Annotated in this window: 19 protein-coding genes; 15 read left to right on the top strand and 4 right to left on the bottom strand. The window is 51.7% G+C overall.

The features are described from left to right. The first annotated feature begins 169 nt into the window (after positions 1-169). The 3 genes from ACOQPU_RS15490 (at position 170) to ACOQPU_RS15500 (ending at position 1,540) form a co-directional block, all read left to right on the top strand. On the top strand, positions 170-505 hold the full coding sequence (locus ACOQPU_RS15490; RefSeq protein WP_420640738.1) for an ArsR/SmtB family transcription factor: 336 nt from the start codon (positions 170-172) through the stop codon (positions 503-505). Continuing rightward, positions 502-975, top strand: a complete 474-nt coding sequence (locus ACOQPU_RS15495) for an SRPBCC family protein (RefSeq protein ID WP_420640739.1) — start codon at positions 502-504, stop codon at positions 973-975. Before ACOQPU_RS15490 ends, ACOQPU_RS15495 begins: the two co-directional genes overlap by 4 nt. A gap of 172 nt (positions 976-1,147) precedes the next feature. Next, positions 1,148-1,540 (top strand): VOC family protein, encoded by a 393-nt coding sequence (locus tag ACOQPU_RS15500; RefSeq protein WP_420640740.1) that lies wholly within the window; start codon positions 1,148-1,150, stop codon positions 1,538-1,540. A 179-nt stretch (positions 1,541-1,719) separates the two neighbouring features. Here the strand turns inward: ACOQPU_RS15500 and ACOQPU_RS15505 are convergent, their stop codons facing one another. Beyond that, entirely contained in the window at positions 1,720-2,730 is a 1,011-nt protein-coding gene (locus ACOQPU_RS15505; protein ID WP_420640741.1) for a LacI family DNA-binding transcriptional regulator, read from the bottom strand. 379 nt (positions 2,731-3,109) lie between these two features. Here ACOQPU_RS15505 and ACOQPU_RS15510 point away from each other — a divergent pair, with 379 nt between their 5' ends. The 10 genes from ACOQPU_RS15510 to ACOQPU_RS15555 all read left to right on the top strand — a co-directional run bounded on the left by ACOQPU_RS15510 (position 3,110) and on the right by ACOQPU_RS15555 (position 21,449). Beyond that, the gene (locus ACOQPU_RS15510; RefSeq protein ID WP_420640742.1) at positions 3,110-4,987 is read left to right on the top strand and encodes an ABC transporter substrate-binding protein; all 1,878 of its coding nucleotides are present in this window, start codon (positions 3,110-3,112) and stop codon (positions 4,985-4,987) included. Positions 4,988-5,068: 81 nt separating this feature from the next. Further along, entirely contained in the window at positions 5,069-6,079 is a 1,011-nt protein-coding gene (locus ACOQPU_RS15515; RefSeq protein ID WP_420640743.1) for an ABC transporter permease, read from the top strand. A gap of 3 nt (positions 6,080-6,082) precedes the next feature. After that, complete coding sequence (locus ACOQPU_RS15520; RefSeq protein ID WP_420640744.1) at positions 6,083-7,009, top strand: ABC transporter permease; 927 nt, start codon at positions 6,083-6,085, stop codon at positions 7,007-7,009. A gap of 4 nt (positions 7,010-7,013) precedes the next feature. Continuing rightward, positions 7,014-8,027 (top strand): ABC transporter ATP-binding protein, encoded by a 1,014-nt coding sequence (locus ACOQPU_RS15525; protein WP_420640745.1) that lies wholly within the window; start codon positions 7,014-7,016, stop codon positions 8,025-8,027. A 9-nt stretch (positions 8,028-8,036) separates the two neighbouring features. Then, the gene (locus ACOQPU_RS15530) at positions 8,037-9,047 is read left to right on the top strand and encodes an ABC transporter ATP-binding protein (RefSeq protein WP_420640746.1); all 1,011 of its coding nucleotides are present in this window, start codon (positions 8,037-8,039) and stop codon (positions 9,045-9,047) included. Positions 9,048-9,517: 470 nt separating this feature from the next. Then, the gene (locus ACOQPU_RS15535; RefSeq protein ID WP_420640747.1) at positions 9,518-12,775 is read left to right on the top strand and encodes an ATP-binding protein; all 3,258 of its coding nucleotides are present in this window, start codon (positions 9,518-9,520) and stop codon (positions 12,773-12,775) included. Further along, positions 12,772-15,927: an alpha-mannosidase gene (locus ACOQPU_RS15540; RefSeq protein ID WP_420640748.1), complete on the top strand. Its 3,156-nt coding sequence runs from the start codon at positions 12,772-12,774 to the stop codon at positions 15,925-15,927. The genes ACOQPU_RS15535 and ACOQPU_RS15540 overlap by 4 nt, the downstream gene beginning before the upstream one ends. A 2-nt stretch (positions 15,928-15,929) precedes the next feature. Continuing rightward, positions 15,930-18,611: a glycosyl hydrolase-related protein gene (locus tag ACOQPU_RS15545; protein ID WP_420640749.1), complete on the top strand. Its 2,682-nt coding sequence runs from the start codon at positions 15,930-15,932 to the stop codon at positions 18,609-18,611. A gap of 175 nt (positions 18,612-18,786) precedes the next feature. Continuing rightward, positions 18,787-20,568: a class I mannose-6-phosphate isomerase gene (locus tag ACOQPU_RS15550; RefSeq protein ID WP_420640750.1), complete on the top strand. Its 1,782-nt coding sequence runs from the start codon at positions 18,787-18,789 to the stop codon at positions 20,566-20,568. Beyond that, positions 20,568-21,449, top strand: a complete 882-nt coding sequence (locus ACOQPU_RS15555; RefSeq protein WP_420645847.1) for an ROK family protein — start codon at positions 20,568-20,570, stop codon at positions 21,447-21,449. The genes ACOQPU_RS15550 and ACOQPU_RS15555 overlap by 1 nt, the downstream gene beginning before the upstream one ends. Positions 21,450-21,452: 3 nt before the next feature. Here ACOQPU_RS15555 and ACOQPU_RS15560 read toward each other — a convergent pair whose 3' ends face one another. Next, entirely contained in the window at positions 21,453-22,307 is an 855-nt protein-coding gene (locus ACOQPU_RS15560; protein ID WP_420640751.1) for an AraC family transcriptional regulator, read from the bottom strand. A 113-nt stretch (positions 22,308-22,420) separates the two neighbouring features. On the opposite strand from ACOQPU_RS15560, the gene ACOQPU_RS15565 reads away from it, so the two are divergent. After that, a complete protein-coding gene (locus tag ACOQPU_RS15565; protein WP_420640752.1) occupies positions 22,421-23,551 on the top strand; it encodes a uroporphyrinogen decarboxylase family protein in 1,131 nt (376 codons plus the stop codon). A 139-nt stretch (positions 23,552-23,690) separates the two neighbouring features. Further along, positions 23,691-24,341, top strand: coding sequence for a corrinoid protein (locus tag ACOQPU_RS15570; RefSeq protein WP_420640753.1), 651 nt, complete (start codon positions 23,691-23,693; stop codon positions 24,339-24,341). A gap of 111 nt (positions 24,342-24,452) precedes the next feature. Here ACOQPU_RS15570 and ACOQPU_RS15575 read toward each other — a convergent pair whose 3' ends face one another. Continuing rightward, the gene (locus tag ACOQPU_RS15575; protein ID WP_420640754.1) at positions 24,453-25,394 is read right to left on the bottom strand and encodes an alpha/beta hydrolase; all 942 of its coding nucleotides are present in this window, start codon (positions 25,392-25,394) and stop codon (positions 24,453-24,455) included. Between the two features lie 19 nt (positions 25,395-25,413). Then, positions 25,414-26,922 (bottom strand): helix-turn-helix domain-containing protein, encoded by a 1,509-nt coding sequence (locus tag ACOQPU_RS15580; protein ID WP_420640755.1) that lies wholly within the window; start codon positions 26,920-26,922, stop codon positions 25,414-25,416. Between the last annotated feature and the right edge of the window lie 78 nt (positions 26,923-27,000).

Genomic DNA, 27,000 nt, shown 5'->3' on the forward strand with positions numbered 1-27,000 from the left:
ATCAGGCAACGTTGATTTCTGTGATGTAACAGTGGCTCCTCACCGAGCCACTGTTTTGCTTTCTGGGGTTGGTGTTGGGAATACGACCGTACCTCACCCCAGCTGCCACTCATATAAATTCCTCCACATTGCTTGACACTCTTGCAAGGATTAGCTAACATATAACCATATGGTTATAAATAATCCGCAGCTTGACCAAATATTTGGGGCACTATCAGACGCTACGCGGCGAGGCATCTTGATGCAGCTTTCCCAGGGGGAAACCAACATCACCACTCTGGCGGCACCCTACCAGATGTCGCAACCGGCCATTTCCAAGCATATCCGCATTCTGGAGAAGGCGGGGCTAATCCGGCGCGCCAAACGTGGACGCGAATATATTATTCAAGCCGCGCCAGAAGCGGCCGAGCAAGCGCGCGACTGGATTGATTATTATGCTCAATTCTGGCGGGAACAGTTCGATGATGTCGAAGCGTATCTCAAGCAAACAGGGGAACTTAGATGAGTGTTGACGTTTCGTATGAAAATGGCACCTTGATTGTAACGCGCCAATTTAATGCGCCGCGAACGGCCGTTTTTGATGCCTGGATCAAAACAAGCAAGGTCGAACTATGGTGGGGGTGTGGCTACGCAACGGAAGTCAAATCAACCATCGAACCAAAGGTTGGCGGCAAATACCATCACCTGATGACATTGCCAGAGACGGGTGAATATCCACATCATGGGCTAATTACAGAGTATGATCCACCTGTTTTGCTGGCTTACGAACTGGTTGATGCCTACCATGATGAAAAGATGCTTGTGCGGGTCGAGTTTACCGAAGAAGAAGGCAAAACAACCGTCCGTCTGACTCAGCGCAATCTACTCGACGCATACAGCGAATTTGTTATGAGTGGGTGGGCTTCAGCCCTTGACGGGTTGGCCTATTTTCTGGAGACAGGCGGATTGCCCCGTGAGCGTTCGTTGAAGCATTAGGCAACCTGCTCGGACAATGCTCAAGGAGATTTCATGAGCGCGGCACACGACCACGAATGAAAACCAACTGATTTTACAAATTGAACAGATTTTTCTCTCTTTTCTACGTGGCTCTCTATATTTTCTCTGTGTATCTCTGTGTTCCGTTTTTATTTTCAAAGGAGAAAAAGCAATGAATTTAGCAATTCCATATCTGATGTTTTCTGGCAACTGTCACGAAGCCCTACAGTTTTACGAATCATGTTTAGATGGCAAGATCACGTCTTTGCGTACGGTTGCTGAAGCACCATTCGATGTCCCAAAGGGGATGGAAGATCGCATCTTCGATTCGGAGTTTAAGGCAGGCTCCGTGCACTTCAAGGCATCAGATGACATGCCGGGGAATGAAGTTACGGTTGGGAGCAACTTTGCCCTGTTTATTGGATCGCCCGATGCGGATGAACGGCAGAGAGTGTTTGAAAAACTGTCAGAAAACGGCAACGTTACATTTCCTCTCGATAACAACTTTGGCATGGTCACCGACAAATTCAACATTCAATGGATGATTGCGCGGACAGACGCGTAAAGTTGAAAATCCCATGCCACAACCATTATGGGAAAAATGGCTTGACGAAAGTTATGAATTGAGCATTGCCTCAAAATCAAACCGACAGTAAGTTTACTCAAGAAGGCCACCTCTCATGAAGTGGTCTTTTTTTGGTTCGTATGTGAATGACTGGCTTACAAGGGCATGAAAAACGCCCTTCATTCATTTTTCTGTCTTGCAGAACTGCGTTGGATTAGCTCCCCAGGCAACAGAACAACCTGCCCAGTAATTATTTTGTTTTTGTGCGGGGTAATGAGGTGAACGACCGCATCCACCATAGCTGTTGCCGATTGGCGAATCGTCGTTAAATCGTACGCTGGCCAACTAGCCATAGGTATGTCATCATACCCAACAATCGATAGCTCCTCCGGTATTTTAATACCTAGTCGATAGCGTGCGGCGTCCATTGCACCTAAAGCCATAATATCTGCTGCACAGAAAATTCCGTCCGGTGGGTCATCCCGATCTAGCAAACGCAACGCGGCTGCAAAACCAGAGTCGTAAGTATATTCTCCGTGCTCTACCAGAACATCTCCGTAGCCGCGCTCGTTGAGCCGCTCCATAAAACCTTTTTGGCGCAGTTCGTTCGTTACTGTAACTTCAACACCAGTTACAAAAGCTAACCGCTTGCAGCCAGCGTCAAGCAATAAATCAGCAACCATGCGCCCGCCCTTTTCATTGTCGCTGCAGACGGCATTGGCCGTGGTGTTTGGTACTGTTCTGTTAAGCAAGACCACGGGTGTCCCCATGCTGGTGCATTTGTCAATCAGTTCACGACCCGGTGTGTTAGAGGCAACAATCAAGGCATCTACCCGATAGCTCATAAAGCGGGGCAAAATCTCATCTACCGATCGAGTTTCGTGCGTATTGAAGAGCAACACCTGTTTACCCATAGCCTGCAAGCGGCGCGTAAACTCAACCAAGACGCTTGGGTAAAAGAGACTTCTAGCAATATTGCCCATAATGATGCCTACAATGTCGGTGCGTTGGGTGGTAAGACCACGGGCAATTGCATTTGGCTGATACCCTAACTCAGCCGCAGCCTGCAAGACGCGCGCACGGGTTTCAGCATTAATGTTTCCATTTGGGTCAAAAGCACGCGAAACCGTCGGTTGGGACACACCCGCATGTTGGGCAACATCATAAGATGTGACTTGTCGTTGTGACATTAATTCACCTATTTTCTGGAGCAAATGAATGCGGATTCAAATATATAGTAGTTCTTCACCCTGGTCAACGCTCGATCATCTCCCAAAAGTATATTGACAAATCGGATCACCTAGTTTAAAGTATGAATGCGGATTCATGAATCCGCATTCATACTTCCGCACCCTCGTAACTTGAATCAAATGAGTAGCCGCAAATGTGGTTCATTGAACATTACGCTTCTAAATCGACACGGTACAGAAAACGGAATAATCATAAGATATTGTGTTGCTTAAAAAGGAGGTGAAATCCAAAGTCACCCTATTTTCATGATGTTAACTTCCCCCTGAGAAGACCCTTTTTCAAACAAATTAATACTCTTACCTGAGAAGGAGGATAAGAATGAAACAGAAACTTTGGCTTATTTTATCATTAGCAGTGGCACTCACTATTTTGGCTGCCTGCGGTGGTGGAGCACCGGAGGTAATTACTGAAACTGTAGAAGTCACTCGCGTTATTACCGAGACTGTCACTGAAGTGATCGAAGGAGAAGAGGTCCAGGTAGAGGTTACGCGCGTCGTGACGGAAACTATTGTCGAGGAAGTGGAGGCCGAGGGGAGTCTTTCTGAAGGAGAAGCTCTGCGGCGCAAGACAGTTATCTTTGATATTGGTGGCGGCCGTGTTGCTAATCCAGAAAGTTGGAATCCATATATCCCCGGCGCGGTTGAGGATATGGGCTTCCACCAGGCCGTCATGGAACCGCTTTTCATTCTGAATTACGAAAGTGGTGAAATTATGCCTTGGCTGGGTGAAAGTTACGACCAGAATGAAGCGGGGGATGTTTGGACGATTACTTTGCGTGAAGGCATCAAATGGAGCGATGGCGAGGTGATGGATGCAGACGATGTGATCTTCACAATCAACATGCTTCTTGAGAACCCAGACCTGGACATGGCTGGCGATATGGTTACCTGGGTTGAGAGCGTCGAAAAAGTGGATGATTTAACGACGCAATTTAATCTCACTGGCCCTAATCCACGCTTTGTGCTGGATCATTTTGCGGTGAAGATTTACGGCCGTCTCAACATCGTCCCCGAACATATTTGGGCAGACAAAGACCCGCTCACCTTCACCAATTACGATCCCGATCAGGGTTGGCCAGTCTTTACCGGCCCTTACCTGCTGGAGAGCGTTAGCGAAACAGAGTTTGTCTATACCCGTGATGATGATTGGTGGGGCGTAGATGCCGGCTTCCAAGATTTGCCAGCACCAGAGCGCCTTGTTTGGACGACGTTTGGCACTGAAGATACCAAAGTTGCCGCCATGGCCAGCGATGGGCTAGACAGCCTGATGGACATTAGCCTGGGCGCCTTCTTTGCCCTGCAACAGCGTAACCCCAATACCATCGCTTACTACAACGATCTGCCCTATGCCTGGCCAGATCCCTGTGCCCGCAACATTGAGTTGAATCTCACGGTTGAGCCATGGAACGATCCCGATATGCGCAAGGCGTTGAACTATGCTATTGACCGAGACGAAGTTGTTGCCATTGCCTATGAAGGGGCAACCGTAGCGTCAGAGTTCTTCTTCCCCGCCTATTCAGCACTTGATCCCTATGTGAGCCTGATCGATACCTCTCCCATCACGACCTTTGATCCTGAACAGGCCAAGGCCATCATCGAATCCAAGGGATATGTCCTGAATGACGGCACCGGTTATTACGAAAAAGATGGCGTGGAATTAGCCATTAACATCCAAACCCCTGAACCACTCATCGAAAACCAGAAGATCGCTCAGGTTGTTGTGGAACAGTGGCAGCGCATTGGCATCAACGCCTCTGCTGGCAACGTTGCCTACGGCACCTTCTGGGACAACTTCTTCAACGGTAATTACGATGCACGCTCCGGCTGGCAGACTTGCGGTTCCATCAATGAACCCTGGGCTTCTATGGACACCCTGAATGACGACTACGTGGTACCGGTGGGTGAACGAGCCAGCAAGAACGCCTGGCGCTGGGAAAATGCAGAATACAGTGAACTGGTTGATCAGATTGGTGTCTTGCCACTGGGTGATCCCCAGATTAATGATCTGTTTGTTCAGGCAGCAGAAATTTACATGGATGAGTTACCGGTAATTCCGGTTACCCAAGCAAAGAAGATCATTCCATTCAATACCACTTACTGGACAAATTGGCCTTCATCGGATAATCCATACATCCATCCACCAACCTGGTGGCAAAGCACCCACGTGATTATTCACAATCTGGAGCCTGCTCAGTAAAGCTATGCGCTTAACCAAGACCACCGGTGATTGACAAGTTGCCGGTGGTCTTTTACGTAAAGCGCAAAAAGGAGGAAGCAGATGGGAGGTTTAAATAGGGAATACGTTCTCAAAAGACTGGGCATGTTCTTGCTAACGGTCTGGTTGGGGGCGACGATTATTTTTATTGTGCCTCGATTGGCGCCGGGAGACCCGGTGACGGCCACCATTGGGCGTATGATTTCACAGGGTGGCTCAGTTGAAAATGCGGACGCTATGATCGAGGCGTGGCGCGAGCGGTTTGGCCTTGATGCCCCAGTTCACATTCAATACATACGCTATCTAGGCAATTTGGCAACGTTTAACACCGGCCCATCGCTGGCGTTTTTCCCGGCGGAAGTTGATGACCTGGTGGCTAGAGCTGCGCCGTGGACTCTGGGTTTACTGCTGATTGCCACCTTGTTTTCGTTCATAATTGGCAATGTTGTGGGGGCGTTGATTGCCTGGCGACCAACGCCCCGCTGGATACGCAGATTGCTACCCCTGACCATTACCTTTACCGCCATTCCTCCCTTTATGCTGGGGATATTGCTCATCTTTCTCTTTGCCTTTCAGCTAGAGTGGCTGCCGTTTACTGGGGCATACGGCCGTGGCATCACCCCTGGTTGGAATTTAGAGTTTATTGGCAGTGCTATTCAGCATGGCATCCTGCCCGCCTTAGCCATTGTCCTCACCTCAATGGGCTTTTGGGCATTGGGCATGCGCGGCATGATGATCACCATGGATGGGCAAGATTACATGGTTTTGGCCGAGGCCAAGGGGCTGCGTTCCAGCCGAATCTTCATGTGGTATGGCATTCGCAACGGCATTTTGCCCCAAATGACCGCCCTGGCGCTCACGTTAGGCAGCATTGCCGCTGGATCCGTGATTGTGGAAGTGATATTCACCTATCCCGGCATGGGGTTCTTGCTGTATCAAGGCATTCTCAACTCCGATTTCAACCTCATCCAGGGCATTGTCTTCTATTTGATCCTCGGCGTGTCGCTGGCGGTTCTAATTATCGACTTGTTGTATCCGCTCATTGATCCGCGGATTACTTACGAAAGGAGCTAAGTGATGACCACAGTATCCGCAGATCAAGTTTCCCCAACCAAATCACGCGCCAGCCGTTTTGATTCTCCTTGGTATAACGCCAAACTGATAGTTGGTGCAGTTATTATTGTGCTGGCTTTCTTATTAGAGTTTATCGGGCCATTAGTTTGGGATACAGATCTGGCTCGTGCGGCCTCTGCTCCGCTCAACCTCCCACCCGTTTGGGTAACGGGCGATCTGGGGCCTGGCTTTGGTGAACCCTCCATTGAACATCCGCTAGGTACAGAAAGCAGCGGCCGTGACATGCTGGCACTGCTTTTAGTAGGTACCCCCCGCTCATTGCGCGTGGGCTTTATTGCTGCCGGAATTGGTATGTTTGTTGGCATTGTTTTGGGTTTTTCTGCCGGTTATCTAGGTGGCTGGATCGATTCGGTCATTCAGGTTTTGGCAGACTCGTTCATTACCATTCCTTCACTGGCCGTGCTAATTGTGATTGCTGCGCTGGTGGATCAGATCACGATTGAAAATATGGCTTTGCTGCTGGCGCTGTTTGCCTGGCCACGACCTACCCGCTATGTGCGGGCTCAGGTGCTTAGTATGCGCGAGCGCGGCTACGTACAAATGGCGCAGCTTTCTGGGGCATCCAGCTTTGACATCATGTTTAAGGAAATTATGCCCAACTTGCTGCCGTATCTGGCGGCCGCTTTTATCGGTACAGTTTCGGCTAACATTTTGGCAGCGACCAGCCTGGAAGCGCTGGGTCTTGGCCCGACACGGATTCCCACGCTGGGCATGGCGATTTTCTTTGCCATTAGTAACTCGGCAATTTTACGCGGCATGTGGTGGTGGTGGGGCTTCCCCATCATGATCCTGGTACTCATCTTCATTGCGCTATTCTTGATGAATATTGGCCTGGATGAAATTGCCAATCCGCGCCTGAGAGGAGTGTAAAGCCATGACAAACACACAAACGACTTTAGAGTGGGACACCAAGTTAGACACAGAAGATGTTGTGCTGGAAGTGGAGAATTTCAGCGTTCATTATGCCACGCCTAAAGGTGACGTAATTGCCGTGAATGACGTGTCGTTTAACCTGAAGCGCGGTGAGCTTTTGGGCTTGATCGGTGAATCGGGCTGTGGCAAAACGACAACGGCGATGGCGATTTTGAGATTGGTACAGCCGCCGGGACGCATTGTAAACGGCCGTGTCACCATAGACGGTCTTGATGTGACCAGTTTACAGGGTGAAGAGCTGCGTAGAGCCAGATGGCGACAAATGGCTTTGGTGCCTCAAGGCGCAATGAACTCGCTGAACCCGCTGATGCGCATTAAAGACCAGATTGCCGACGTGATCGAAACCCACGAAGGCAAACAGCCCAAAAAAGAGCTAAAAGAGCGCATCTTAAAGCTGTTTACCGATGTTGGTCTACCCAGCCGTATTTACAACATGTATCCGCACGAGTTGAGCGGGGGCATGAAGCAGCGAGCCTGTATCGCTCTAGGCATTGCCCTAAAACCACCGTTGGTCATCGCCGATGAGCCAACCAGTGCCTTGGACGTGATTGTACAGCGTATCGTCGCCCAAACCATCTTAGACATCCGCGACCGTATGAATGTTTCTATGATCATCATTGGGCACGATATGGGGCTGATGGCGCAGCTCGTAGATAGGTTAGCCGTGATGTATGCGGGTAACATGGTTGAAGTGGCACCTGTTGATAGTGCCTATGCTGAACCGATGCACCCGTACACGCAACTGCTGATTGAAGCGATTCCCTCCATTAAAGAACGCAAGCCGCTCAAGCTCACCGAAGGGTTGACACACGACCTGCGGAATCCTCCGCCCGGCTGCATTTTCCAATTCCGTTGCCCCCACGTCATGGATGTTTGCCGGGAAGTCAGGCCGCAGCTAAAAGCGTATAAGCCGAATCATGAAGTGGCTTGTCACTTGTATGAAGAAGGAATATAGGAGGTTGCCATGACAAACTTGTTAGAAATTCAAAACGCAACAAAAGTTTACGGCAGCGGTCGCGGCAAACAGGTTGTCGCCTTGCAGAACTTTAATCTAACAATTCCAGAAAAGCCTGCCAAAATTGTGACCATTGCTGGCGAAAGCGGCAGCGGCAAAAGCACCCTGGCTGGCCTGGTGCTTGGCTTTATCGGCCTCACCAGCGGCGACATTTTGTACCAGGGTAAGAGCATCAAAGATATGAGCAAGGCGGAGCGGTTTGAGTATCAGCGTCAGGTTCAGGTTGTGTTTCAAGACCCGTATGCCGTTTACAATCCTTTTTATCGTGTCAAGCATATCTTTGATATGGTCATCAAGAACTTTAAGATGGCCAGCAGCAAGCGTGAGGCGCGTGAGCTGGTTGAAGAATCGCTGAATGTTGTGGGTATGCGCGGCGAGGAAGTGCTGGAAAAATACCCGCACCAGCTAAGCGGTGGCCAGCGTCAACGGATGATGGTGGCGCGAGCCTATTTGCTAAAGCCAAAGCTGATCGTAGCCGATGAGCCGGTGTCGGCCGTGGATGCCTCACTGCGCGCCATGATTTTGGACATCATGATGCGCCTGCGTGATGAGGGGAATATCTCATTCTTGTATATTACGCATGATTTGAGTACGGCCTACCAGATTGGGGATGAGATGTTTATGCTCTATCAGGGGAGCGTGACTGAAACGGGGGATACAATCAAGATTATCGAAAATCCCCAACATCCTTACGTGCAGGAACTGATTGGTTCTATTCCTGTTCCAGACCCAACGGTGAAGTGGGACAAAGATATTGTGCTGCCTGATGATGAGCAGCTGCGGGCTAAGGTTGACAGCGGCTGTCGCTTTTATCCGCGATGTACGCAGCGCATGGATCATTGCCTGACCAATATGCCACCCTTGCGCCAAATTGAGCCCGATCATTTGGCATCTTGCCATCTGTATGAGGACAAGCCTGTGGCTATTGCGCCCTCTTCAGTTCAGGCTGCGCCTGCGTAACATTCTGGCTGTGGCTAAGTACAAACCAGCAAGTTTTATCGGGTACGTAGCCGCAGTTTCTTACTGCGTCTTAGAGGCGCGGAAAGAATCCGCGGCTACAAATTCCCAGGAAATTGCGGCTACAAATATTTAAGACACCTGCTCTCATTATCTGATGTGTGAACCAGTCGAAGCAAGTTGAGAATGTGTACTCAGTTTTTGCCTGAAAGCGTTTAGGCTATTGCGTAGATTTGGGAAGACAGGCTTAGGCAAGCCATTCCACACCGGTCTATTTTTTTCATTCAACTGAGAAAAGCTTTGCAGACGCTCTTCATGAACAACTTTACTTAACTGTACCATAAAAGGATTCATTTTTTGCTCCTCGTAAAAACAATGTCAATTTGTTTATTTACGTCTAGTTTAGCCAGCGAGCGTTCCAAACTCGATCCAAAAAGCGATCCAAAAAACGATCTGGGGCAAGTGGGTCTTGAATGTCTGGCTTAAAATTGTGGTTGTTTGGTTCTCCACGACTCGAAGTGGCGGCTGGCTCTGTTGAAATTAATCGGCATAAAGCTTTGGCGCTGTTGGCATACCTGGCGGTTACGGGGGAAGCACAGCAGCGGGATAGTCTGGCTGCGCTGCTTTGGCCTGATAGTTCGCAGAGCCGGGCTCGCGCCTCGCTGCGCCGTGACCTGTCGGTGCTGAATAAGGCCTTAGGCAACCAGTGGTTAATCACCGAGCGGGAGGTTATTGATCTGCATCATCAAGATATCTGGCTCGATGTGGCGCAATTCCAGCAGCTTCTTACTGCCTGTACGCAGCACGGTCATGAAGCTCAGGTCGTTTGTGCCGCTTGTTTACCCGCTTTAGAGGAGACGGCTGCCTTGTATACGGATCATTTTCTGGCCGGGTTTTCCTTGCCAAATTGCCCAGATTTTGATGAATGGCAATTTTTCCAAACGGAGGCACTGCGCCAGGAATTTGCCACCGCCCTAAAGCAGTTGGTAACTGGCTTTTCTACGCGGGGAGAGTACGAGCGGGCGATTCCTTACGGCCGTCGTTGGGTAGCCCTTGACCCTTTGCATGAACCGGCACATCGTGCATTGATGCTGCTGTACGGCCGTTCCCAGCAACAATCCGCCGCCATTCGCCAATACAAAATCTGTGTGCAAACGTTGCAAGACGAGCTAGGCGTAGACCCTGCTCAAGAAACGACGGCGCTGTACAAGCAAATCCGGCTGATGGACACTACGGGTACCGGCGCCGAACGGGACAGCAGCGAGACTATTTTCCTGAATCCATCTGCTCAAGCCCATAATTTGCCAACGCCAGCCACACCCTTTGTCGGTAGAGAGGCAACGCTTTCTGAAATTACGCAGCGTCTCACCGATCCATCTTGCCGTTTATTGAGTTTGGTTGGGTTAGGCGGTATTGGCAAAACCCGCCTGGCGATTCAGGTTGCCCAAAATTTAGCCGAGCAGCCCTTTAAGCAGGCAGCCTTTACCGATGGTATTTATTTTGTGCGCCTGTCTTCGCTTAACTCGGTGGGGCAGTTGGTTACGGCCGTTGCCAACGCCATTCACTTTTCCTTCTACCAGGATGTAGACCCAGCCGAACAGCTTTTTAACTATCTTCGTGAAAAAAAGATACTGCTTGTGCTGGATAATTTTGAACATCTTCTTGACCTTTCTCATCAAGAAAATGGCTCCGATGGCGCGGGTTTCGTGGCTGCGCTCCTGGCCAAAGTGCCATTCATCACAATTTTGGTTACGACTCGTGAAAGGCTAAATTTGCAGGAAGAGTGGGTCTATCCGGTTGATGGAATGCGCTATCCAGACAACGATGACGTCAAGAAGCTGGCAGAGCTTGAGGGGTACAGTGCCATCCAACTCTTTGGGCAAAGCGCCCAGCGGGTTCAACCTGATTTTTCCTTACGGGATGAACAAGCATGCGTGTTGAAAATTTGTCGTCTGGTGGAAGGCGTGCCGCTGGCGCTGGAACTGGCAGCCACCTGGCTGAAAGTGTTGCCTTGTGTCGAGATTGCCCGCGAAATTGAGCGCAGCCTTGATTTGCTCACTACAACCCTACGCAACGTTCCCGACCGTCATCGCAGTATGCGGCTTGTGTTTGAACATTCCTGGCAGCTACTTTCCGCCAGAGAGCAGGCTGTATTGCAGAGATTATCCCTGTTTCAGGGCGGCTTCCGGCAGCGGGCGGCAGCGCAGGTAGCTGGGGCAATGCTGCCTGATCTGGCTGCTTTGGTAGAAAAGTCATTACTGAAGGTGAGGGGAAACGGCCGTTACTACCTTCATGACCTGCTGCGCCAATTTACGGCCGAAAAACTGGCGGAAAATCCCCAGGCCAAAAAAGATGCCCAAAACAAACATCGTGACTTTTTTATAGGCTTTCTGCAGAAACAGGAACCCTTATTAAAAGGAAAGCAGCAAAAAACCGCGCTTGAGGAATTACGAGAAGAGATTAGCAATGTGCAAACGGCGTGGCAGTTGGCCGTGGCGCAACAAAATATGGCTGCTGTGGAAAAAGGGCTAGACAGCCTCTATGAATTTTATTGGATTAGCAGTCGCTATCAGGAAGGCGTAGATACATTGCGGCAAACGGCCGTTCAGCTTGACGACCACCTGCCCGAAACCCTATCCACCAAGCTGGTGGCGCGGCAAGGCGCACTTTACGCCGCCCTGGGGATGTATGGCCTGGCGCGGGAACTGCTGCAAAAGAGCTTGTCCGGGGCACGACAGTTGCAGCTTTCCTCTGAAATTGTCTTTTCGCTGGATGCCCTCGGTAAAGTCATGGCCGTGCAAGGAGACAGCGCCCAGGCAGCCCAGTTGTACAAAGAAGGGTTAACCTTGAGCCGGGGGTTGGGCAGCCGCCGCCGCATCGCCGTCGCTTTATACAACCTGGGCTGGATTGCCGTGGGCGAGGGGGATTACCCGATGGCAAAGCGTCATTTCACAGAAAGTTTGAGCCTAAACCGAGCCAGCGAAAACGAGATCGGCATCGCCGAGGTGCTGGACAGCCTGGGCATGGTAGACTTTTTTCTGGGAGAATATGCGGCCGCAGAAGGCCATTTCCAGGAAAGTTTAGCCATTTTCAGGGCAGTTGGGGATAAACACGGGATGGCTCGTGCCATTAGTGGGCTGGGTATTGTGGCCTGGGGCGTAGGAGGTGAACGCCTTCAGGAAGCGCGTCAGCTTATTGCTGAAAGCGTGCGTATCAATCGAGCCATTGGGCACCGCCTGGAAGTGGCGCGCCGCCTGGGTTATTTGGGCGCAGTTGCCAACAGTTTGGCCGATTTTGCCGCTGCGGAACAGATTCACACCGAAGCCCTGACCATTGCCAGGGAGATTGGTTTCTCTTTTGGTGAACCCTGGTCGCTGGTTGGCCTGGGGATGGCCGCGGCTGGACGCGGTGATGGGCAAACTGCCCAAACCTATTTCCACGAGGCGCTTGAGCAGGCCATTCAAGCCCACAATATGCCCATTGTGCTGGATGCTCTGCTTTCCCTGGCAGAGTTGATGGCCAGGCAGAACCAAAAGGCTGACGCAGTGGCGGTGGTTACGGCCGTTCGCCACCATCCCGCCATCTGGCAAATCATTAAAGAGAGAGCAGCACGTTTATTAACCCAATTAGAACCCGAATTACCCCCAGAGATTTTTGCCCAGGCGCGTGAGCAGGGAAAAACAAAACCTGTGGCCGAATTCGTGGTTGATATTTTGTCGGAGAAGCTATGATCAAACGGAAGCCCAAAGATCCAGAACGCAGCCCAGATATGCCCCACCAGTGGATTGAGCGGCATCTTGCCCGTGTGGAAGCGTTTGTTATTTACGATCACATCCCCCTAACAGAGTGGCAGTACCGCCGTGCCTGCCTGGTTGGCGCCAATGAATATGAACATCTGGACACAGATTGGGGTACGATCAAGGTTGGGGAGCAGTGGGGCGGTGCGGACACAACCGGATTTTTCCGTAAAATGGTCACCATCCCGGCCAGCCATGCCGGACAAAACACATACCTGGACATTGATTTGGATGGTGGCGAGACGCAGCTAAGTATAAACGGCCGTCCCTGGCAAGGTCTCGATTACTACCGCAGCCTGATACCGCTGGGCGACTATGCCCAGGCTGGTCGTGAGCTAGAGCTGGCAATGGAAGCCTTCATCATCAACTACCCCTACGATGCCCGCCGTCATGACGAGCGCGATTATCACCGTTTTAGCCGCGCCAATTTAGTAAAGGTAGACCGCAAGCTGGAAGCCTTCCTCTTTGATGCCCGCCTGGTTTTAGATGCCTACCAAAGCTATTGGCAAAGTGATGACAATCTAGAAATTGAAGGCTATCTGCGACACCATTTGGAAGCAGCTTGCCGGGAAATTGGTTCCTGCCTTAATTCCCGTGAGGAAGCCCGCGATGCGGCCGTTCGTGCCCGCCACATTTTGCGCCAAAACATCTTCGAGAACGATCTCTACCGGCATTCTGGCAAAATCAACATCTGCGCCCATTCACATTTAGATATTGTTTACCTGTGGCCGCTTAAAGAAACGCTGCGCAAAAATTGCCGCACCATCACCAACATGCTGAGTCTGATGCGAGAATATCCAGAGTACCGTTTTAGCTACAGCCAGCCCTACCTCTATGAAAAGCTAAAAGAGTTGTACCCAGACGTTTTTGCCGAAGTTCAGCAGCGGGTTGCTGAAGGGCGTTGGGAAGTCATTGGTGCCATGTACGTCGAACCAGATGGCAATCTGCTAGGGCCGGAAAGTTTGGTGCGGCAGCTTCTATTTGGCAAGCGTTTTATCCGTGAGGCGTTTGGCGTAGAAGCGGAAGCCTGCTGGCTGCCTGATGTGTTTGGCGTGATGTACACATTGCCGCAAATTTTACGCAAAAGCGGGGTCAAATATTTTCTCACCGCCAAGCTCAACATTTGGAACGATACCAACATCTTCCCTCACGACACATTTCGCTGGCGAGGGCCAGACGGCAGCGAAGTTATTGCCCACTTTCCCCCCACGCACTTCGCCCAGGATTACAAAGTTGCCAACCTGCATCGCCATTGGCAAGATTTTCGTGAGAGAGAGACGATGGGTGAAAATCTCTTCATCTACGGCTGGGGGGATGGTGGCGGCGGCCCCACCCGTGAAATGGTGGAAGCCAGCCTGCGTACGGCCGATTTTCCCGGTCTACCAAACGGCGAACTAACCTTTGCCGAGACATTTTTCCGTAGCGTTGAAAAAAAGGCAGACAAGCTGCCGGTTTGGGACGATGAACTGTATCTGGAAGCCCATCGCGGTACTTACACCACCAAAGCAGGTCTAAAGCGGCACAATCGCAAGGTGGAGCTGCTGTACCGGGACGCAGAAATATTAAGCTCGTTGGCCTGGCTGTACGGCAGCCCTCGGCTGCAAGAGCGGCTCAATGAAGGCTGGAAGCTGGTGCTGCTAAACCAATTCCACGACACCTTACCCGGCACGCACGTGCCCGAAGCGGTTCCAGACATCTTGCAAGATTATGAGGCAGCATTTGCCGTTGGCAGCGAGGTGCAAAACCAGGCAGTATCTTTTTTGGTTCAACAACTCCGCCCAGAAGTGGCACAAAACAACGATCTCATCATTTTTAATACGCTTTCCTGGCAACGGGATGGCCTGGTAGAAACCACGCTAAACGGGGCAGATGCGGTTCGGGTGAATGGTGGTGAACTGTTGCCCGTGCAGTCTTATAACGGCCGTTCCTACTTCCGCGCCCCCAATCTTCCCAGTTTAGGCTGGACGGTGGCTGCTTTGGTGGATGAGACGGCCGTTAGCCCAAACCAACAAACCGCCACCTTCACCGACAACCTCATTGAAACTCCCCTTTACCAAATTGAGCTAGACGATGCTGGCAACCTGGCACGCCTCTACGACAAAAGCAATGACCACGAGATATTGGCCGCACCGGGTAACGTTTTTCAGGTGTTTGAGGACGATCCGGGCACCAAGTTTAGCGCCTGGGACATCGCCTACCATCTGGAAGAGTACCAGCATTCCGTAAAGCAAACCGCTCCCTGGCAGCTTGTAGCCAACGGGTCGCTCTTTGCCGTTTTCAGCAGCAGTTGGCAGGTGCTGGATTCCACCATTGAGCAAGAGATGTGGCTTTACAGTGATAACCCACGGATTGACTTCCGCACCCGAGCCGAGTGGCGCAACAGCCGCAAGCTGTTAAAAGTGGCCTTCCCCCTGCAAATTCGCAGCCGCACCGCCACCTACGACCTGCCCTTCGGCCACATCGAGCGCGCCACCCACCGCAACACTGGCTGGGAACAGGCCAAATACGAAGTGTGTGGCCACAAATGGGCTGATATGTCCGAAGGCGACTACGGCGTCGCCCTGCTGAACGATTGCAAATACGGCTACGATGCCCGGGAAAACGTGCTGCGACTGTCGCTTATCCGCAGCCCCATCCGCCCTGATGGACAGAGCGACATTGGCCAACATGAATTCACCTACTCGCTGCTGCCCCATGCAGGCAGTTGGCGGCAGGCGCAGGTAGACAGGCACGCCTATGAGCTAAACATTCCCGCCCTGGCCGTTCCCACCGAGCCAGAGGCAAGCGAACGGGTCGCAACGCTTCCCGCCACCGGATCGCTGCTAACTGCTGCTTCGTCCAGCTTGATTGTAGAAACGATAAAGCAGTCAGAAGATGGTGATGACCTTATCTTGCGGACTTTTGATAGCCACGGGAGCCATGGCAAAACGAAATTTTCTCTCTGCGCTGCGCTAGAAGATGTGGCCGAAACCAATTTGTTGGAGGAAGCGCCTGAAGCTGTCGCAAAAACAGATGACCACAGCTTCATGGCCAGCTACACGCCGTATGAAATTAAAACCCATCGCCTCAAATTCACCAGGAAGTAACGATGCCCCGCATTGACACAATCTACTTTATCCACCACAGCCACACCGACATCGGCTACACCCATGACCAGCCAATTGTGTGGGATTTGCAGGAACGGTTTATTGACCAGGCGATTGATTGTGCCGAGGCGTGGGCAGGTTCAGAGAGTGACGGGGCTTTTCGCTGGACGGTGGAAAGTACGGCCGTTCTCCACCAATGGCTGCAACACACCACATCCACCCAAATTGATCGCTTCATGGCGCTGGAACGCGCCGGGCGCATTGAAGTCACCGCCATGCTGGCTAACCTCACGCCGCTGGTGGATACTGACCAGCTCATCGAGAGCCTGCAACTGCTGCGCCGCCTGCGCCACGACTACGGCTGCACCATTCGCCACGCCATGAACTGTGACGTAAACGGGCACAATTGGCCGCTGGTAGACGTGCTGCTGGATGTGGGCATTGAAGCGTTTTCGATGGCCGTGAATCCACATTATGGCGGCGCGCCGCTGCAACGGCCGAATGCTTTTTGGTGGCAGGGGTCAAGCGGCCGTAAGCTGCTTACCTGGAACGGCTGGCTGTACATTGCGGGCAAGCGTTTTGGCATTGGGCAAGATGATTTTGCCCAGTTTGAAGCCTGGTGGCCACGAATTGAACGCTATCTGGCTGAACAGCATTACCCGCTCACCAGCCTGATGATCCAAAGCGACCATCCCTTTGGCGACAATGGCTCCGCCTTTGCCGGATTTGCCGACTTTATTCATCGTTGGAACGCAGCGGGCAAAACGCCGCGCCTCAAATTTGCTACGCCCGCTATCTGGTGGGCGGCGGTACGCGCCGAAGCCGACAAGCTGCTCACCTACCGGGGTGATTGGACAGATTATTGGAACTTTGGCTGCATCAGCAGCGCCCGCGAAACGGCCGTCAATCGCGCCAGCCGCACCCGCCTCCGCACGGCCGATGCTTTGGCGGCGATCGCGGTGGCTTTTTCAGATGAGCAGTTGGGGCGGGTATACGGCCGTTACCGCCAAGCCGCCTGGCATCACCTCCACTTTTGGGATGAACACACCTGGGGCGCAGATCAGGCCATCCACAAACCGTACCTGGAAGACACAGCCGCCCAATGGCACCACAAAGCGCACAACGCTTACCAGGCGCGCAGCCTGAGCCTGCTTTTACAGCGAGATGCGTTGGCCGCGCTGGCCAAACAGGTTGCCGCCCACGAACCAGGGAGCTTTCTGCTGTTTAACCCCTTGTCCTGGCCGCGTTTGGTAGCTGGGGACGTGGCCGCAGGCATCCTCTCCTCGCGCAATTTGCCCTGGGATGACACCGCTGGCCGCCACTTTCAGGATCGCATGGCCGATGTGGACAGCCTCACGTTGGTCGCTGCCAAACAAGACGATCAGCTTAACATAAATGCTCGCCTGCGTGATGTGGTTCAGTTGAAACCGGTCGAACTACCCGGCTTTGGCTACAAAGTTGTTTCCCCGGACGATTTTGTGAATTTAGAAGAGACGCTGGTCGTCGGCGACAGCGCAGCGGTGGAAAATCAGCGTCATCACCTGCTGTTTGATCGGGAGCGGGGCGGGATTTTGCACTGGACAGACAAGCTGCTGGATGTGGAGTGGGTAGATCAAACGGCCGATTACCCCCTACACAGTTTTGTCCATGAATCAGTTGCGGACAGGAATCATCCGCAGCCGCGCAAGCTGCACTATGAAGAGGTGTGGGAGGCCGACTTGGTTGATTTTCCAGAAGGCTGGAACCCGGATTGGCAGGCGGCGCGACGTACGGCCGTCAAAGTCGTCAGCCACAAAGTCTATCACACACCTCTCGGCAGCCATGTTGTGCAACATTTAGAAGCCCCAGGCTGCGCTGGCCTGCTAAAGCAAAACGTCTTTTTGCCCAACTATGCCGACTTCATCGAGTGCCGCGCCAGTTGGCAGATGGGGCTGGAAACCCATCCCGAAGCCACCTACCTGCTCTTCCCCTTCAATCTGCCGCAAGCCACTGCCCGGTTTGATGTGGGCGGGCAGGCAGTCGTGGCGGGAGAAGACCAACTGCCGGGCGTCTGCCGCGATTACTTCACCGTGCAGGGCTGGGTCGATTTTAACAACGGGCAGCTAGGCATGACGGTGGCCACGCCGGAGAACCCGATGGTGCAGCTAGGCGATTTTCACTTTGGCCAGCGGCAGCAAGCGTTCAAGCTGGATCGCGCCATGCTGCTGGGCTGGGTGACAAACAATTATTGGGGGACAAATTTTCGGGCGCACCAGCCAGGCGAAGTGCGGGCGCGATACCGGCTGCGGCCGCATGCCGGTGCTTTTGACGAGGCGCAGGCGCACCGTTTTGGCCTGGAGGCAGCCCGCCACCAGCCGCTGTTGCAACAGTTTGGCGAACCTCGAACAGAAGAACCACACTTCCCTGCAGCCGGTTCGCTGCTGCATTTGCCAGACAATCCATCCATCCTGACGCTGCACGTTAAACGAGCCCACGACGGCGCAGGTGTGGTGGTGCGCTTGGTGAATGTGGGGGATGAGGTGGAAACGGCCGTTCTCCGCTCTGCCCAACTACAAATCCAAACCGCCTACCGCTGCACCCTCCTGGAAGAACCAATCCGCGAATTGCCGGTGCATGAAGGGGCAGTTGAATTGACTTTGGCGCCTCGTGAGATGACGGCCGTTCATCTCACCATTAACCCGTAGGGGCGGGATGGCCGGGCTAGGTTTTGGCACAGCGAACAACCTTGTCTCCTGGTCATCTCGCCCCCATTTTGCGCCATTGACGGACGAGACGGCGCGGAGACACAACTGCTTGTTTTCAACAAGGCTATTCCGCGCCGTCCCGTCCCTACGAAAATGGTTGGTATGAAGAGGTTTTATGCATGCAAAAAAACGACGACAGACAACGCAACTGTTGCTACCGTCAAAACATGAGGCAGTGGCGTTTGGTCAATATGACTTGTACCCGGCATTTTCGCTTGGAAATGGCAAGATTGAGTTGGGCTACCACGCTTTGGCAGCGCGTATAATCCGGCAAAAGCAGGTCATCATTGATGGCTATGTTGGCATATTTTGGGACGATCTGCGAGCCAGCCTGGATGCAGCGTTGCATGAGCTGGGCGTGGCAGCAAATTGGGTGGATGTAAGCCAAGTGCTGCTTCCCCCAGACAAAATCGAGGCCTTGGTAGCACCATTTTTAGGGGGTGATGATCCCATCTTTGGCACGCGCTTTACCGGGACATTGGGCGATTTTTTTGACCAGGAAAAGTTGAGCGCGTTACAGGGGGCGGAGACGGCCGTTCTCAACATCATCTACGGCTGCGGCGCGGCATTGGCTGGCTGGGAAGGTCTGCTAGTTTACGTCGATTTGCCCAAAAATGAGCTGCAATTCCGCTCTCGCGCCGGAGCCGTTACCAACCTTGGCAGCCAAACGGTCATCCCACCCAAACCAATGTACAAGCGCTTCTACTTTGTAGATTGGATTGCCCTAAATCAGCACAAAGCGGAACATCTGCCCAATATTGACCTCATTGTTGATGGACAACGCCCCACTGAGCCAACCTTTATGGGCGGCGATGATTTCCGTGCCGGGCTGACGACAATGAGCCAGAATTACTTCCGGGTGCGCCCCTGGTTTGAGCCGGGGCCGTGGGGTGGGCAGTGGATCAAAGAGAAAATGCCGCAGTTACCCCAAGATGTGCCTAACTATGCCTGGTCGTTTGAGCTGATCGTGCCGGAAAATGGGCTGATTTTTGAGAGCGACGGCCGTCTCCTGGAAGCCTCCTTTGATTGCCTCATGTACCACAATCACCGTGCCGTTTTGGGTCACTGCGCCGACCGCTTTGGCTATGAATTTCCCATCCGCTTTGATTTTTTAGACACCTTCGACGGCGGCAATCTATCTGTGCAGTGCCATCCGCGCCCAGCATTTATCCGTGAGCAGTTTGGCGAAACCTTTACCCAGGATGAAACTTACTACATTTTGGACTGCGGCTCAGAGGCTCAAGTGTATCTTGGCTTTCAGGCGGGGATTGATCCGGCCAAATTTCGGGCTGAACTTGAACGCAGCTTGAGGGAAGGAACGGAAATTGATGTGGAAAAGTATGTCAACGTCGAGCCAGCCCATAAACACGATCTCTTCCTCATCCCCAACGGCACCATCCACTGCTCCGGCATTGATAATCTGGTGCTGGAAATCAGCGCCACGCCCTACATTTTCACCTTCAAACTGTATGATTGGCTGCGGCTCGATTTGGAGGGCAAGCCACGGCCGTTAAACATCGAGCGCGCCTTCCAAAATTTATACTTTGACCGTCAGGGCGCGCGGGTGCAGGCAGAACTGATCGCTAAACCAAGCGTCATCGCCCAAGGGGATGGCTGGCAGTTGCTGCATCTGCCTACCCATCCAGACCATTTCTACGATGTCCATCGCTTTGAGTTTGATGATGCAGTTGCAGCCCATACAGATGGCTCGCCCCATATCATGAGTTTGGTGGAGGGTGAGGCGATTACGCTGGAAACGGCCAACGGGCTGCGCCAAACGTTTAGCTATGCGGAGACGTTTGTCGTGCCAGCCGCCGCCAATTCTTACCGACTCATCAATGAGGGCAGCACGCAAGCCTGGGTGGTGAAGGCGTTTATGAAGAAGGCTGCGGCGTGATGATGGGTGATGTGGACAACGGCCGTATCATCACCCTCGATGTCGGCGGCACGTCTGTTAAAAGCGGCGTGGTTTCTGATGACGGCCGTATGCTGACTAACCTGACCACAACCCCAATCAACAGCCAGGGAACAGGCGCCGAAATAGTGGATACGCTGGCAGGCATCATCCAAAGTTATTTAGACCAAATCGGGAACCTCCCTTTACTGGGCGTGGGTATCGGCTTCCCAGGGCCGTTCGATTATGAGCAAGGCATCAGCCACATTCAGGGGGTGGCTAAATATGAGGCAATTTACGGCCTGAACATAGGCAAAGCCCTACGGCAGCGGCTCGGTTTGCCGGACTTATCTATTCGCTTCCGCAATGATGCCGAAGCGGCCATTGTGGGGGAGGTGGTGTATGGTGTGGGACGGCCGTTTTCCCGCATCATTGGCCTCACCTTAGGCACGGGCTGCGGTTCGGCATTTTTGGTAAACGGCCGTGCCGTCAGCGAAGGCGTCGGCGTGCCGCCCAACGGCTGGCTCTACCCCATCCTGTTTAACGGACAGCAAGCAGATGAATGGTTCTCAATTCGCGGCCTGTTAACGGCCTTGCGCCAGGCAGGGATTGAGGTGGCAGATGTGAAAACGGCCGTCCAGTTGGCCGAGGAAGGGGATACGGCCGTACAGCAGGTTTTCATAGAATTTGGGCAAAATTTAGGCGCATTTTTACGGCCGTGGGTAGAAGATTTTCAGGCAGATGTTGTGCTGCTGCAAGGAGGCATTGCCAACGCCCTGCCTCTTTTTGAGCAGTCGCTCTCCGCTGCCCTATCGGTTCCAGTTCTCCAAGGGAAACTAGGCGCAACGGCCGCGCTGCTTGGGGCAGCCCGGCAATTTTCTTAAAATTCAAACAACGCGTGAGCGTTGATTCATCTTGCGAAACTGCATCGGCGAACAGTTCCAGCGTCTTTTGAACAGATGATAAAAATGACTGAGATTACCAAAACCCACTTCGTAGCAAATCTCAATGGCGGCTAGATCGGTGTGGAGCAGCAAGTCAGTGGCATAATTGAGGCGTAAATCGTTGATGAACTGGGATGGTGTAACGCCGAGGTGGGTCTTAAAGATTCGCCCGACATATTCAGGCGTGCGATTGGCCAGACGCATTAAAGCCGTTCTACCTTCCACCAGATACTCTCTATGCTGCATTTGTTGGCACAACGCTTTCAGCCAGGCAGGCACATCACCAACATAATCTTCAAAACGAGTAATAAAAAAGTTCGAGATAATTTGTGCCAAAAAGGCTTTAAGCGTGACGCGGGAATGACCTTTATCTCGATACATTAGCTGCCCCCACTGTTTTAACTGAGCTGCAACCCAACTCTTTTCGGCCGTTGTCAATAAAACCAGTGGAGGCAATGGTAATTCAAGCAATGCGTCTTTCTGTTGAGCAATACCCAGGAAATCGGCCGTTGCATAGAAGGCATCTTGCAAGAACGCTAAATTAATCAGCTCACAACTCTGATTTTCATGCTTACGGAAGAAATGAGCGTCATCGGGGCGAATGAAAACAAGACTGCCACTTCGTATCAAGATCATCTCACCATTCACATGATGAAAAATACTGCCTTCATTAACTAGAAAGATTTCAAAAAAATCGTGCTGATGCAGTTGGGTTGAGATGCCTTCAACAAAAGGAAAAAATGTGTAGTGACCCTCAATATCGGAGTCAATGATATTTGCAGCCAGTCGCTTTTCCATAAACATCATAATATCAAAATAGCACAAAGATAGGCTAATTACTCACAAGACAACGTTGTCTCGTTTTCGGTATTGTACAATAAGAAACAGTGTATCTAAAAGGATTAGGTGAAATGACTATTTCCACAACACGACCCAATTACGGCGCAATGCAACTGGCAATTTTTCGCGGCGAAGACCCAGGCGGCGTCCTCTGGCAGCCACGTTTGGATTGGTGGTACAAGGTAAATAAGGCCAATGGAACAATACCGGAACATCTAAAAGACGCGAGCTTCCCAGAAATATGTGACTATTGCCATGCTTCAATTCGCTACTTCATGTGGGATCGATCCTGGCTGCGCGGCAATTCATGGCTCAAGTTTCGCTACAACACAGTAGATGTGGAGCTTGACTGGAAGGATGATCAAACCCTGCGCCGCACCTGGCACACGCCCATAGGTGATCTCTCGCAAGTCATTGAGTTTGACGAATGGAAAGTTTCCTCGCACATTACCGAATATCGCCTTAAAGAAGCCGAAGACTTCAAAATCTTGAAATACATTCATGAAGATGAAGAGTGGTTCTGGGACGAGGAACTGTTCCAACAAGATTTAGCCAAATACGGCGACTATGGAACCCCACAATTTTACTTTCGGCGTTCACCTATCCAGCGCTTGATGATTGAGGAAATGGGTTTACAGCAGGCCATCTACTTTATGTACGATCATCCCACTGTGTTAGAAGAGTACGTTGAATTTGCCACGGCGGCCGATGATGTGATGTACGATGTCATCTGTAAGAGCCCCGTGCAGATCGTCAATTTGGGCGAAAATGTAGACGGATTTATTGATTCCCCCAAGGTTTGGAAAAAACATCTGGTTCCCTATTATGCCATGCGTACCGATCAGCTTCATGCTGCTGGTAAGTTTGTTTCTGTGCATATTGACGGCACGATGAAATCCTTGCTGCCCCATCTGCGCGATTTTGATTATGATGCCATTGAAGCCCCGACGGCCGCTCCGCAAGGGGATGTCACCATTGAACAAATACGGGATGCCGTTGGCGACCTGATTGTGATGGATGGCATTCCCTCGCTGCTGGTAAACGAAAACCAATACCCTGTTGAAGAAATGGTCGCCTACACCAAAAAAATGATTGACTATTTCTACCCGCGCTTGGTTCTGGGCGTTTCGGATGAAGTGCCTCCCGGGGCTGACATTGAACGCATCCGGATGATTGGCGAGCTGGTAAAAGAATTGGTTTAAATATTAAGAAAGAACCAAGAGCGCAAGATCGATTCTATAAATGAAAAACAGCAGATTTCGCAGACGGCGCAGTTTGCGCTTACGCAATTCTCTCTTTTCTCTGTGATCTCTGTGGCAAAATTATTTCTGAGGAACTTCCATGAGCAGAGAAAACGAAATTTTAGATTCACTCTTTAACCACACAATTGAGGGAGAGCGTGACCCAGTTGTTGCCTTAACCAAAGAAGCGGTTCAGCTCGGTATGGATCCGCTTGTTACCCTTTTTGATGCTTTGATTCCCGCGTTGGAAGAGGTGGGGCGTTTATTTGAAGAGGGCTCATACTTTGTTCCCGAAATGTTGGTGGCCGCCAGAGCTATGGCCGGGGCGATGGATATTTTACGGCCGCTCATTGCCGAAACTGGCGCCAAGCCCGTGGGTAAGTTTGTCATGGGAACCGTTAAAGGGGACATTCACGATGTGGGTAAGAATTTGTGCAACATCATGCTAGAAGGCGCGGGCTTTGAGGTCATTGATTTAGGCGTAAATGTTACTGAGGCTGCCTTTGTTGAAGCCATACAAAAGCATCAGCCAGATGCCGTAGGCATGAGTGCCTTCTTAACCACCACCATGACGATGTTCCGGCCGACGATTGACGCGATTGAAAAAGCGGGACTGCGTGATAGCGTAAAAATATTTGTGGGCGGTGCGCCTGTTACCCAGGAATATTGTGATCATGTTGGCGCCGATGGGTATGCCCCCAATGGCAGTGCATTGGTGCGTGAACTAAAACGGCAGCTTAGCGTTGCGTAAACAAAGTCATTTGGAAATGTCAAAGCGTATTGAGCCAGCTTTGCCGCTCAAGTTTGACACTTGAACCATACTGATACGGTTGAGAAGGTCACTTCTAACGAGGCGGTCTTTTTACATGCCATTAGCTAGTACAGATTGGCACCAGGAATCAACCACATCCACCCACTGCGTGACGAATTCGGCGTTTAACGCCCAATGGCCGAATGGCAATTCGGCATACGTTTTAGGGCCGGAAAGTTGCTCGAAGTTACGCTTTGTAACCTTGGGATCAACCATCTCATCTAGGGTAGGATTGATGACGAGGATAGGGAGTTGGTTTTTGCGGAAGGGAACGGCCGTTTTTGTGGTAAACATGCTGCGGAGATAGCGTGGTGTCACCCAGCGCAGCGGTACAGGGTCGGCTCGCCACTTAGCATAAAAATCTGGCTCTCTGCGGTCTACCATGCGGGCAAACTTGCCCAGCAGTTGGTAGGGAATGGGCAAGTTTGGCATTAGTGCAGCCAGCAGCTGGATACTCTTCTCAAAAAGGAATGGCAAACCGGGAACGGCCGTTGCCCAACTAAAACTGGAAAGCGCCAACACATCGGCCATCCGGCCAAACGCATAAAGATTGTGACAAATCAAGGCATCAACTGGCGCACCCGCCGCCGCCGCATAATACGTCAACCCGCTCCCCAGGCTACCGCCAGCTAGAAAAATTGGGCCGCGATGTTGCTTTCTCGCCCAGATTGACACATCTACAATGTTTGCCACAAAATTAGTAATGGACAAATTGGGCCGCATACCCTTAGATAACCCCTGGCCAACCTGATCCGGTAGGAGCACCGTGTAGCCTAGCTTCCAGAGGGCGAGAGCCAAGGGTGTAAACAATCTTGAATATCCCCCGGCACCGTGATTAAAAATGAGAACAGGCGCAGATGTTGATTGTTCAAACGCATCAACATGAAGGATAACACCTGTTGAACTTACCTGATACGTCGTGCGTATTTTTTGAGCCTGAGAAACGATTTCTGGCGCAAAATAATTTTGCCAATAGAGTTCTTTTAGCTCCATCGCATGTAAAAAGTCTCTGCTACAGTTGGTTTTGGATTTCTATGAGGGCCAGCTTGCGGTCTCGCTGCTTCTGCTCATCCCACAGGATGGTTGGTTCGACGGCGCGGTCGCGGCACTGTTCGGCCGTGAGCGGGCAGCGTTCGCACGTCTCGTTAATGATTACTTGCGGAATGGCCGGGTCTTGAGAAAACCGGATGGTGTTCTTCATGTCCGGCTCCACGCGGAAGCCTACAATGACGCTGCTCATCACCCCTGGCGAAAGGCTCAGTTCGCGGGAAAAGCCCAGGCACAAAAAGCGGTCTTGCGTATCTACAAATTCAGACATTTGCACGCCAATGTGGGGTTTATCTGAGCTGGTCGGCACGTGTTCGGCATCGACCATCTCACGTATGAGCCGTACCGAAAGCCAGCGACGGCAGTAATGTTCCAGCAGCCCAATGCCGCTGGGCACAATGAGCTGGTTCATGTTGAGCTGCTTGATGAGCTGGTAGGTGGTGCTGTTTTCCTGGTGATGGAAGCGCAAAAAGTGCAGCTTCACGCCAAAAAATTGCGGAATGAGTTCGCTAAAGCGGTAAAAAAGCATTTCTGGTGTCACGTTGTATTTGTCCAGCATCGCCAGCATCAGGTGTGGGGGCCAGGTGGGCTGCTCAAATAGATGTTGCAGGTCAGACAGCATGTGCTGGCGGGGCATGAGCAGCACGCCGCCAAAGTAAGCGGCCTTGAAATCGTTCAGGATTTGCTGGAATGAGTCAATCTGGTCTGGCGTGGAGACAAATGAACGCTCTTTTAGCCCCAAATATTGGTAGCCCACTTCCCTTGCCAAAATAAACGTGACTTGGTGCGAATTGAGAGCGTTGTTAATAAACAGACGGGGCTTTTTACCTTCAAAATAAACTGAGCGATATTTTTGCAAGGCTGGTTGCGTATCTATCGCCTGCAGGTTCAGCTCATAGCCGTATGTTTCTTCCAGAATTGTTTTTAATGCCTCCTGGCTAATAGGCGGTTCTTCCGTTAAACCAAGCTGTGTGCCATGCTCCTGGATGAACGATTGGGCAGCATCTTCCAAATCCTGAAAGTAATTTTCGTGGATTTCTTGGTAGGAACGGAGAGCAGCACGTAGAAAATCTTCCTCGCGCAGGCCATAACGACGGCCGATTTCCAACACGGCATGGAGCAACGCACTCGCTTTTTCTGGTTCACGGGTGAGCAGTGTCACCAAATCCCCCATTTCCAAACCAAATTCATCAAACGGAAAACGTTGAAAGGTAGCCGACTTGAGCGTGGTGCTAAGGTAGGCCATGGATGGGGACAACGCGATTGAGACCAGTTCATCATACGGTTTTTGCAGCACCTCGGTCATACGCATGATTTTGTCTACTCTGGGGTATTTGCGCCCTTTTTCAATTTCTGTGACGTAGGAGGGGGAGAGGTCGCACTGGCTGGCAAACTCTGAAAGCGTAAGGCCCACCTCCAGCCGTGCCTGCCGCACTTTCATACCAAAGATGATATTGATGAGGTTATTTGTCATGGGGGCTCGCTTTGTTGAGCGGTTATTTGTTGCATCAGTTGCCGTGGGGGTTGGTAGTGTAAGCATGGCACAATCTTA

The sequence above is a fragment of the Candidatus Leptofilum sp. genome (assembly GCF_965223285.1).
In the GTDB taxonomy this organism is placed as follows: domain Bacteria; phylum Chloroflexota; class Anaerolineae; order Promineifilales; family Promineifilaceae; genus Leptofilum.